Origin of the sequence: Catenuloplanes niger (assembly GCF_031458255.1) — a bacterium.
Classification (GTDB): Bacteria; Actinomycetota; Actinomycetes; order Mycobacteriales; family Micromonosporaceae; genus Catenuloplanes; species Catenuloplanes niger.
Window position 1 is genome coordinate 888,973 of the sequence record NZ_JAVDYC010000001.1, and the last position, 10,728, is coordinate 899,700.

A 10,728-nucleotide genomic window follows, 5' to 3' on the forward strand; every position below is an offset into this window, starting at 1 on the left:
GGGTGAACGGGAAGCCGACGCGCCGGGGCAGCTGCGTGCCCCCGCCACGTCCCAGTCGTGGTGTTCAGTAGGCGATGCCGATGTCCCGCCCGAACGTCTCCGGCCGGTGCAGCACGTCGATCATGTGCCGGGCCACGTCGGCGCGGGCGATGAACGCGCCGCCGCGCACGTTGCGCCCGACCGCCGTGCGGTACCGCCGCCGCAGCCGTACCTCGATCAGCCGGGGTGGCCGGGAGACGGTCCAGTCGAGTCCGCTGTCGCGCAGCACGTCCTCCATCAGCGCCAGGTCGGCGTAGTGGCGGCGGAACGCGGCCTTGGCCAGCGGCGCGGCGATGTGCCGCATGAGGAGTCCGTCGCCGGGGTTGTGCCGTGGCGGGTTCGGCCGGCCGGGCGACGCCACGGTGCCGACCGACGCGGCGCTGACCACGACGATCCGCCGTACCCCGATCGCGCGCATCGCCTCCACGACCGAGCGGGTGCCGCGCGACGCGACGCCCGCCTGCGCGCCGGTGCGGGCGCCGAGGCCGGACATCACCGCGTCCGCGCCGTCGACCGCCGGCCGGAGGTCCACCGTGGTGGCGAGGTCGGCGGTGACGACGTGCGCGGGCGCGACGGCCAGCCGGCCCGGGTCACGCACCACGGCCGTCACCTCGTGTCCGGCGTCGACGGCCTGGCGCAGCAGGTGCCGGCCGACGCCGCCGGTCGCGGCCAAGATCGTCAGTCGCATGGCGGCCATCATGCCGGACGCCCGCCACCCCGCGGTCCGCCCGGGCGGCGCACCGTGGCGGCGCACCGGCCCGTGGCCGTCCGTCGTGGCGGGTCAGCGCAGGGCGGCCGACACCGTGGCGGCGGCCTCGGCGACGGCCCGGCCGATCGCGGCGGTGTCGGCGTCCGCGTCGACGTGGACGACCGCGAGGGCGGCCCGGGCGGTGCCGTCCGGGCCGATGACGGGTGCGGCGACCGACCGGAGACCGCGGACGACCTCGCCGTGCGAGACCGCCCAGCCGGTCCGCCGGGCCCGGGTGAGGGCGTCCCGGTCGTGCGGGGCGGGCGGTTCCGGCATCAGCAGGGCCAGGCCGGGTGCGCCGTGGTCGATCGCGTGGCGGGTGCCGGGGCGGTAGGAGACGTGCGCGGCCGTGTCGTGGGGTTCGACGCTGGCGACGGTCACCGCCTCGTCGCCGGCCCGGACGACCAGGAACGCGGTCATGCCCAGGTCGGCGACGAGGGCGTGCAGCCGGGGCGCGGCCGCCGACTGGAGGTCACCGCGCACGCCGCGGGCCAGGCCGGCGATGCCGAGCCCGAGCCGGTAGCGGCCGGCGGAGTCACGTTCGACCAGGCGATGGTCCTCGAGGGTACGCAGCAGCCGGTACGCGACGGACCGGTGCACGCCCAGGTCGCGGCAGACGTCGGTGATCGGCTGCGGGGTGCCGGCGGCGGCCAGGTGCTCCAGGATCCGCAGTCCCCGGTCCAGCGTCTGCGACTGCGGGGCCGTCGTCACCGTCATGCCGGTGCACGCCGTGGTGCCGGGGTGACGGTGCCGGTGACCTCGCCGAAGCCGATCCGGGTGCCGCCGGGGCCGGGCGCGGTCGCGGTGATCGTGACGACGTCGCCGTCCTCGAGGAAGGAGCGCGCCCCGCCGGCCAGCGTCAGGGGCGCGGTGCCGTTCCAGGACAGCTCGATCAGTGAGCCGTACTGGTCGCCGGCCGGGCCGCTGACCGTGCCGGAGGCGAACAGGTCGCCGGTGCGCAGGCTCGCGCCGTTGACGGTCAGGTGCGCCAGCTGCTGCGGTGCGGTCCAGTAGAGCTGCTTGAACGGTGGCCGGCTGATCAGCTCGCCGTTGAGGCGGACCTCGAGGGTCAGGTCGAGTCCCCAGGGTGCGGCGCTGTCGTCGAGGTAGGGCAGGAGCTCGACGTCGCGGGCCGGTGGTGCGACCCGGGCGGCCTCCAGCGCGGCGAGCGGCACCACCCAGGCCGACACGGACGTCAGGAAGGACTTGCCGAGGAACGGACCGAGCGGCACGTACTCCCAGGCCTGCAGGTCGCGGGCGGACCAGTCGTTGACCAGGCACACGCCGAAGACGTGCGCGGTGAACGCGTCGACGGGCACCGGTTCGCCGGGGGTGGAGGGCATGCCGACGACGAAGCCGACCTCGGCCTCGATGTCGAGCCGTTCCGACGGTCCGAAGCGCGCGGCGCCGAGCTGCCCGGCGGGCCGGATCACCGGGGTGCCGGAGACCCGCACGGTCCCGGCGCGGCCGTGGTATGCGATCGGCAGGTGCGTCCAGTTCGGCGTCAGCGGCGGCGTGCCGGGCCGGAACATCCGGCCGAGGTTCTCGGCGTGGTGCCGGGAGCTGTAGAAGTCGACGTAGTCGGCGACCTCGATCGGCAGGTGCATCGTCACGTCCGCCCGCGGTGACAGCAGCGGCTCGATGGCCGCCCGGTGTGCCGGGTCGGTGAGCCACGCGGTGAGCTGCCGGCGCAGTGCGCCCCAGGCGGCCGGGCCCCGGGCCATGAAGGCGTTGAGCGTGCCGGTGGCGTGGACCGGGTCGCCGGTGGCGGCCGCGAGGTCGAGCACGCGGTCGCCGATCGCCACCGCGGTACGGCGTGCGGTGCCGGGCGTGGAGAAGATGCCGTAGGGCAGGTTGGTGATGCCGAAGCCGGTGCCGTCGGGCAGGTCGAGCCAGGTCATGCGGTGATCCGCTCCGTCGCGGGCAGCAGCCCTAGTCCGATGAGGTCGTCCACCGGCTCGGTGACGTCGCACGTGCCGAAGGACGTGAAGGGCAGCCGCGCCGGGTCGCAGGCGCGCACGTCGGCGACGATGTCGGTGGTGCCGGTGCGCCGCAGCTGAGTCGCGGCCGTGCCGGGGTGCGCGGCGGCGAGCAGCACGTTGAGGAATCCGTGGTGTGCGAACCCGGTTTCCGGGTCGGTGTGCCGGATCGCGTGGTGCAGTCCGGCGGTGCACTTGAACGCGATGCCGCGCTCGGTGCAGGCGCGGATGGTGGCGGCCAGTTCGTCCACCGGCGGGAACAGCTCGGCCCGGACGCCGCCGGTGCGGATCTTGGCGCGGTAGCCGGTGCCGGTGAGCGTGTCGAGGACCTCGTCACGCCGGCCGGTGCGGGGCAGTTCGACGGCCACGACGACGTCCGCCGGCAGGTGGTCGCGCATCGCCCGGACCGCCGCCCGGGTCGCGGTGGCGTCGGCCGCGACCGGTGTCTCCACCGCGGTCAGCCGTACTGCCGGGGTCCGCCGGATGTGGTCGATGCTGTCCGGCAGGTCGTCCGGCGCGGCGATCAGGGCCAGGTCCAGTGGTGGTCCGTGCTGCTTCCCGGCCTCCGTGAGCACGGCGGGCAGCGCCGCCGCGCGGACCACGAACGGCCCGACGAGCCGGGACCGGCGCGCCCGGTGCGCCGGGACCGCGGCGGACATCGGCGCCTGCCCCGGCGGGAACAGCGCCGCGTCGTCGAAGAACCGGTCGAAGATCATGCCTGCGGGCCCCCTACTGCCTGCTCGATCCCGCCCTGTTCGATTATCGGGCGCAACGGTCTTCTATGGAACCGGACCCTAGTCGGCCGGACGGGACGCGGACAAGACCGCCGCCGTCACCCCGCGGACGGTCCCGGCGGGACCGCCCGTGCCAGGTCGTGTTGCCGACATATTGACGGGCCGCGTCATCGAGGTAACAATCCTCGGAGAGCGCTCTCTCATCGATGGTGCCCGACCCCCGATCCGCCGCACGTCGGTCCACGGACACGCGGCAACCCGTCTGAACAGGCAGGGACATGACAGCCCCGACATTGACTCCCCCACCGACGCCCCCACGCCGACGCCGCGGTCTGGTCGTGCTCAGCGCCGCCCTGTCCGCGGTCCTCGGCATCAGCGTCGCCTCGGTCACCCTCAACGCCAACGCCGCGGAGACCCCGCTGTCGCAGGGCAAGCCGGCCACCGCCTCGTCCGTCGAGGCCGGCTTCACCGCGTCCGCCGCGGTCGACGGCAACACCGGCACCCGCTGGTCCAGCGCGTTCGCCGACCCGCAGTGGCTGCAGGTCGACCTGGGCAGCACCCAGTCGATCAGGCGGGTCGTGCTGAACTGGGAGGCGGCGTACGCCTCGGCGTTCACCATCCAGACCTCGCCGAACGGTTCCACCTGGACGAACATCACCCCGGTGACCAGCGGTACGGCCGGCGTGCAGACGCTCGACGTCAACGGCAGCGGCCGGTACGTGCGGATGAACGGCACCACCCGGGCCACGCCGTACGGCTACTCGCTCTGGGAGTTCCAGGTGTTCGGCACCGGCGCGAACCCGACGACGCCGCCGCCCACGACGAGCCTGCCCACCTCCGACACCCCGGACCTCGGCCAGAACGTGCGGATCTTCGACCCGTCCACGTCGGCCGCGACCATCCAGACCGCGGTGGACCAGGCGTTCAACGCGCAGCTGCGCAGCCCGACCGCGCAGTTCGGCGCCCAGCGCCACGTCTTCCTGTTCAAGCCCGGCACGTACGGCCGGGTCTGGGCGAACGTCGGTTTCTACACCACGATCGCCGGTCTCGGTCTCAACCCCGACGACGTGACGATCAACGGCGCGGTCAACGTCGACTCCGGGTGGAACTACGGCGACGAGGCCAACGCGACGCAGAACTTCTGGCGCAGCATGGAGAACCTGTCGATCGTGCCCGAGGGCGGCACCAACCGGTGGGCGGTCTCCCAGGCGGCCCCGATGCGCCGGGTGCACATCAAGGGCAACCTGACGCTCGCACCCTCCAACCAGGACGTCGGGCAGGGCTACTCCAGCGGCGGCTACCTGGCCGACTCGGTCGTCGACGGCGTCGTCTCCTCCGGCTCCCAGCAGCAGTGGTACACCCGCGACAGCCGGATCGGCCGCTGGGACGGCGGCGTGTGGAACATGGTCTACTCCGGTGTGCAGGGCGCCCCGGCCAACGCGTTCCCGAACCCGCCGCACACCACGCTGGCGACCACGCCGGTCACCCGGGAGAAGCCGTACCTCTACGTCGACAACGCCGGTCTCTACCGCGTCTTCGTGCCCGCGCTGCGGCGCAACTCCGCCGGTGCCACCTGGCCGAACACGCCCGGCACCTCGATCCCGATGCGCGAGTTCTACGTCGCCAAGCCCGGTGACAGCGCCGCCCGGATCAACTCCGCGCTGGCGCAGGGCCTGAACCTGTTCTTCACGCCCGGCACCTACACCATCGACCAGACCCTCCGGGTCACCCGCCCGAACACCGTGGTCACCGGCATCGGCTACCCGACGCTGATCCCGAGCAACGGGGTCGAGGCCCTCAACGTCGCCGACGTCGACGGGGTCAAGGTCAGCGGCCTGACCTTCGACGCCGGCACGACGAACAGCCCGACGCTGATGAGCGTCGGCCAGGCCGGCGCGCACACCGACCACGCCGCGAACCCGATCAGCATCCAGGACGTCTTCTTCCGCATCGGCAGCAGCGTCCAGGGCAAGGCCACCACCACGCTCGCCGTGCACAGCGACGACACGATCATCGACCACATCTGGGCCTGGCGTGCCGACCACGGCGGCGCACCCACCGGCTGGACGGTCAACACCGGCGACACCGGCCTGATCGTCAACGGTGACGACGTGCTCGCCACCGGCCTGTTCGTCGAGCACTACCAGAAGTACGAGGTGATCTGGAACGGCAACCGGGGGAAGACGATCTTCTTCCAGAACGAGAAGCCGTACGACGTGCCGAACCAGGCGGCCTGGATCGGGCCGCGCGGCAACGGTTACGCCGCCTACAAGGTCGCCGACACCGTCACCGACCACGAGCTGTGGGGCGGTGGCTCCTACGCCTACTTCAACGTCAACCCCAGCGTCCGGGTCGACCGGGCCTTCGAGGTGCCGAACCGCCCCGGCGTGCGGCTGCGCAGCATCCTCACCGTCTCCCTCGGCGACGTCGGCACCATCGCCAACGTCGTCAACGACACCGGCGGCGCCGTGCCGAACCCGGCCGGCAACACCACCCCGCGCCAGGTCGTGGCCTACCCCTGACCTGACCCACCCAGCGGTACGGACGTGAGTCCCGGCGGCCACCGGTGCAACCGCACCGGTGGCCGCCGCTCTCGTACGGGCCGCGGAGCCGTCGCGCGTCAGGCGGGCAGCCGGATCGACATGGCGTGGTGGAACAGGTCGCGCGGGTCCCAGCGGGCCTTGACGCGTTGCAGCCGCGGGTAGTTGCCCTTGTAGTAGAGGGTGTGCCACGGGACCCCGGACGTGTTCCAGGCCGGGTCGGTGGTGTCGGTGTCCGGGTAGTTGATGTAGGAGCCGTCGGTGACGCCGTTCGGGACCGGCACGCCGCCGGTGTCCCGGTGCATCGCGCCGTACCAGCGCCGGATCCAGTCCAGGTTCGCCTGCTCGCCGTCCGGATCGGTCCAGATGACGTAGTAGACCGCCTTCATGATGCTGTCCCGCTGCGGCATCGCGGTCGCGTCCGGCGCCACGGCGTTGACCTGGCCGCCGTAGGACACCAGCAGCAGTATCGCGCTCTCGTCGTGGTGGTCGGTGCCGGTCAGGTACGTGTAGGCGGTGGCGATCTGCGCGTCGGTGAACCGTTTGCGCAGGTAGGACGCCTTCACCTTGAACGTCCCGGCCTGCTCGTCCTCGCTCAGCGACCCGGACCTCACCCCGGCCAGCCACGGCAGCCGGCGGGGTGGTTGCACCGTGATCGTCCCCGGGACGCCGTCGGTGACCTCGGCGATGTAGTCGCTCAGCAGCCGGTCCGCGTCCGGCAGGGTGCCGTCCAGCGCGGTCACCATCGCGAACGCGCCGGGGTCGGCACCGGTGTTGCGGCGGTTGATCGGCAGCAGGCTGAACAGACTGGCGTAGCGGGAGCCGGGCGCGCTGTTGCGCTCGTGCCATTCGCCGTAGTTGCGCAGCAGCCGGTGGAACGACTCCTCGGTGACGTCGTGCCAGCTCCAGGCCACCGTCGTCTCCAGCGTCACCGCGGGTGGCCTGGGCAGCAGGCGGGTGGGGTCGTTGCCGGTGGCGCCGGGCGTGCGCATCCAGTACCGGGTGACCACACCGAAGTTCCCGCCCCCGCCGCCGGTGTGCGCCCACCACAGGTCGCGGTTCTCGTCGTCCGGTTCGCGGGTCGCCACGACCGCGCGGGTCCGCCCGGCCGCGTCGACCACGACGACCTCGACCGCGTACAGGTAGTCGACCACGGAACCGAACAGGCGGGACAGCGCGCCGTACCCGCCGCCCTGGATGTGTCCGCCCGCGGCCACGCTGCCGCACTGGCCGCCGGGAATGGTGACGCCCCAGCCGAGGTAGAGCCGCTCGAACACGGTCCACAGCGTGGCGCCCGACTCGATCATGAAGGCGTTGCGCTGCCGGTCGAACGTGACCTGCCGCATCGCGGACATGTCGATGATCACCTCGGCGCCGTCACCGACGAAGTTCTCGTAGCAGTGCCCGCCACTGCGGACGGTGATCCGCTTGCCCGCGCGGACCGCGCCGTCCACCGCGCGCACGACCTGCTCGGTCGTGGTGGGCAGGCGGAAGGACTCGGGCCGCGGGAAGAACCGCTCGCTCGTCCGGCGCAGCACCAGGTCCTCGTAGCGTGCGTCACCCGGCCGGATCAGGGGCGAGTCGCGCACCCCGCCCGCCGTCGTCACGTTGGCCGCGGCCGGGCTTCCGATCAGGGCCGCACCTCCCAGCGCCGCTGTGCCGGCGATGAACCCACGACGGGTGGGACCAGCCATCATTTCCGCCTATCCATGTGTCGAGCTGCCGAGAAGGGGGACGCGGTCGACGCTACGGCCGGCCGCCGGGGCGACGCGTCGTCCGGGCGCAGGCTCCGATCTACCGCGGACGCGGTAGTGCCGCGGCGCGCGTCCGGCACTACCGTCGTGAGCGTGCAGGCGGTGAGCAGTCAGTGGTGGCCGCGGGGCCTCGACCGTTACCGGGGCCCGCTCAGCGATGTGGTGCTGGCGACCATCGGGGTCCTGTTCGTGCTGTTCGTCGGCTACACCGCGGTGCCTCGGGTGACCATGCTGCTCTCGGTGCTGTGCGCCGTCCTGCTGCTGGCCGGCCGGCGGTGTCCGGTGCCGGCGCTGCTGGCCGCCGCCGCGCTCGGCATGGCCGCCGTCGCCGTGCACCGCCCGCCGGACGGGCTGTTCGTCGTGGCCGGCATGCTGGCCTACTCCACCGCGCTGTACAGCCCGCGCCGCCGGCCCTGGTTCTTCGCGTTGCTGCTGTGGAGCTCGATCATGCTGGCCGGCTCCCTGACGTACTCCACGGACTGGTGGAACACCGAGCAGTTCGCCACGTTCGCGCTGATCGCCGGCGGCGCGGTGTGGGGCGACTCGGTCCGGCTGCGCCGGGCGTACCTCGCGGAGGTGACCGAGCGGGCCAGGCAGGCGGAGGAGACCCGGGACGCGGAGGCCCGCCGCCGGGTGACGGACGAGCGGCTGCGCATCGCCCGGGAACTGCACGACGTGGTCGCCCACCACGTCGCGGTGATCAGCGTGCACGCCGGCGCGGCCGGCCACGTGCTGCGCGACGACCCGGAGAAGGTGTGGCCCGTGCTCGGGCACATCCGCACCGCCGCGGACACCGTGCTGAGCGAGATGAAGTCGGTGGTCGGTGTGCTGCGCGACCCGGACGACGCCGGCAGCACCGAGCCGGCGCCCGGTGTGGCCCGCCTGCCGGACCTGCTGGCCGGGCTGCACGCCACGGGTTTCACCGTGCGGCACCGGCACCGTGGCGAGCCCCGGCCGCTGCCGGCGGTGGTGGACCTGGCGGCGTACCGCATCGTGCAGGAGGCGCTGACCAACGCGCACCGGCACGGCGCCGGCGACGCCACCGTCGAACTCGCGTACACCGCCGACACGGTGCGCCTCGACGTCACCAACCGGGTGGCCGCGAGCGGCGGTGCCCGGGCCGGGTCCGGGTTCGGCCTGATCGGCATGCGGGAGCGGGCCGCGGCCGCGCACGGCACGATCGAGGCGGGGCCGGTCCCCGGCGGCCTGTTCCGGGTGCGTGCCGTGTTGCCCACCGACGACCGGGCGGCCCACCGCCTGCGCGCGTCCACCCCCGGCACGGGACGGTGACGTGAGCATCCGCGTTCTGCTCGCCGACGACCAGGCGCTCATCCGCGCCGGCTTCCGCATGATCATCGATGCGGAGCCGGACCTGGAGGTGGTCGGTGAGGCGGCCGACGGTGCCGAGGCCGTCGAGCGGTGCCGCGGTGGCCGGGTCGACGTGGTCCTGATGGACATCCGCATGCCGCGGGTGGACGGCATCGAGGCGACCCGCCGGATCGGTGCCGACGAGCGTCTCGCCGGCGTGCGGGTGCTGGTGCTCACCACGTTCGACGACGACGACAACGTCATCCACGCGCTGCAGGCCGGGGCGAGCGGTTTCCTGGGCAAGAACGTGGCCCCCGGCGACCTGGTCAACGCCGTCCGGGTGGTCGCGGCCGGGGAGGCGCTGCTGTCGCCGCGGGCCACCGGCGCCCTGGTCAGCCGCCTGATCGACCACGTCCTCCCGCCGGTACGGCAGCTGCCGGAGCTGGCGCTGCTCACCGACCGGGAGACGGAGATCCTGTTGCTGGTCGCGCACGGGCTGTCCAACGACGCCATCGCCGAACGGCTGTACCTGTCCCGGTTGACGGTCAAGACGCACATCAACCGCACGATGGCGAAGCTGGACGTCCGCGACCGGGCCCAGCTGGTGGTCCTCGCCTACCGGCACCGCCTGGTCCGGCCCGGTGACGAGCTGCCCGAGCGCCGCTGACCCGGCCGGGTCGCGCGGTCCCGGTGCGGCACGTTCAGGGCCCGGCGGACGGCGGCCCGCACCCGGCCACGGCGGCGGCGCGCCGTCGGGTCACGGCGCCGATTCGCGCACGGCCGCGTCCGGGCCGGCCGGGGTGTCCGGCCGCAGGTCCAGCAGGCCAGCGGCGACCGCCCGGGCCGGCGCCTCGAGGGCCGCCTCCAGCTCGCGGAACAGCTTCTGGGCGCGGATCCCCGGCCAGTCCGGGGGAAGGTGCTCGACCGGCAGCCGCGGGTCGTACCGGATCGCGTCGTGCCACTCGGCGATCAGCCGCAGCCGCGCGGCGAACGGGTCCGCCGGGATGTCGCCGTCCCATTCGGCCAGGAACGCCTCGTAGCGGGCGGCCAGCCCGGGCAGGTCGTACGCGTCACCGATCATGGCGGCCACGTCGGTCAGCTCGTCGGCCCGGGCCCGGAAGACCCGCACGTGCGCCGCCAGGCCCAGCCCCGCCACGATCTCCGCCGTGGCGGCGTGCCCCGGCGCGATCCACAGTCCACCTTGCAGCGGCCCGAAGCCGGCCCAGGCGAGCTGGGAGCGCAGGTCGTGCCGTTGCCGCTGCCACGACTCGGGCAGCGAGAAGCACAGCAGCGTCCAGGTGCCGTCCCAGTCGTCGTTGACCGCGCCGGTGCGCCAGATGCGGGTCCGGCCGTCGCGCAGCACGGCGGTGGACCGGCCGGTGAGTCCGAAGTACATCCGGCGGCCGTGCCGGCGGCGGTGCAGCAGGTCGCGGGCGGCCATCCGGGTCAGGGTGGAGCGGGCGGCGTGCTCGGAGACGCCGAGCCGGTCGAGGGCGTCGATCACGCTGCCGGAGAAGACGCACACCTCCCGGTCCAGGACGAAGTCGCCGAGCAGCATGAGCAGCAGGTTCTGCGGGCGAAGCTGCGGTGCGGTCAACGCGGACGCCTCCGATGTTGGGCAGAATA

9 protein-coding genes are annotated in these 10,728 nt (G+C 73.4%); 3 read left to right on the forward strand and 6 right to left on the reverse strand.

The window, feature by feature from the left end; genetic code table 11:
* Window positions 1-64: 64 nt before the first annotated feature.
* The 4 genes from J2S44_RS03900 to J2S44_RS03915 form a co-directional block, all read right to left on the reverse strand.
* Window positions 65-727: an NAD(P)-dependent oxidoreductase gene (locus tag J2S44_RS03900; RefSeq protein WP_310409075.1), complete on the reverse strand. Its 663-nt coding sequence runs from the start codon at window positions 725-727 to the stop codon at window positions 65-67.
* A gap of 93 nt (window positions 728-820) precedes the next feature.
* A complete protein-coding gene (locus J2S44_RS03905) occupies window positions 821-1,504 on the reverse strand; it encodes an IclR family transcriptional regulator (RefSeq protein WP_310409076.1) in 684 nt (227 codons plus the stop codon).
* Window positions 1,501-2,688: a fumarylacetoacetase gene (gene fahA, locus J2S44_RS03910; protein WP_310409077.1), complete on the reverse strand. Its 1,188-nt coding sequence runs from the start codon at window positions 2,686-2,688 to the stop codon at window positions 1,501-1,503. Before fahA ends, J2S44_RS03905 begins: the two co-directional genes overlap by 4 nt.
* Complete coding sequence (locus J2S44_RS03915; RefSeq protein ID WP_310409078.1) at window positions 2,685-3,482, reverse strand: hypothetical protein; 798 nt, start codon at window positions 3,480-3,482, stop codon at window positions 2,685-2,687. Before J2S44_RS03915 ends, fahA begins: the two co-directional genes overlap by 4 nt.
* Window positions 3,483-3,838: 356 nt before the next feature.
* Between J2S44_RS03915 and J2S44_RS03920 the strand changes: the two genes are divergently transcribed.
* Entirely contained in the window at window positions 3,839-6,022 is a 2,184-nt protein-coding gene (locus tag J2S44_RS03920) for a pectate lyase-like domain-containing protein (RefSeq protein ID WP_445343954.1), read from the forward strand.
* Window positions 6,023-6,120: 98 nt separating this feature from the next.
* On the opposite strand, the gene J2S44_RS03925 is transcribed toward J2S44_RS03920, so the two are convergent.
* A complete protein-coding gene (locus J2S44_RS03925; protein ID WP_374727800.1) occupies window positions 6,121-7,737 on the reverse strand; it encodes an FAD-binding oxidoreductase in 1,617 nt (538 codons plus the stop codon).
* 159 nt (window positions 7,738-7,896) lie between these two features.
* Between J2S44_RS03925 and J2S44_RS03930 the strand changes: the two genes are divergently transcribed.
* Both J2S44_RS03930 and J2S44_RS03935 read left to right on the forward strand, forming a co-directional pair.
* Window positions 7,897-9,084, forward strand: coding sequence for a sensor histidine kinase (locus J2S44_RS03930; RefSeq protein WP_310409081.1), 1,188 nt, complete (start codon window positions 7,897-7,899; stop codon window positions 9,082-9,084).
* A gap of 1 nt (window position 9,085) precedes the next feature.
* Entirely contained in the window at window positions 9,086-9,769 is a 684-nt protein-coding gene (locus J2S44_RS03935; protein ID WP_310409082.1) for a response regulator, read from the forward strand.
* A 90-nt stretch (window positions 9,770-9,859) separates the two neighbouring features.
* Here J2S44_RS03935 and J2S44_RS03940 read toward each other — a convergent pair whose 3' ends face one another.
* Entirely contained in the window at window positions 9,860-10,699 is an 840-nt protein-coding gene (locus tag J2S44_RS03940) for a PaaX family transcriptional regulator (RefSeq protein ID WP_310409083.1), read from the reverse strand.
* Window positions 10,700-10,728: the final 29 nt, after the last annotated feature.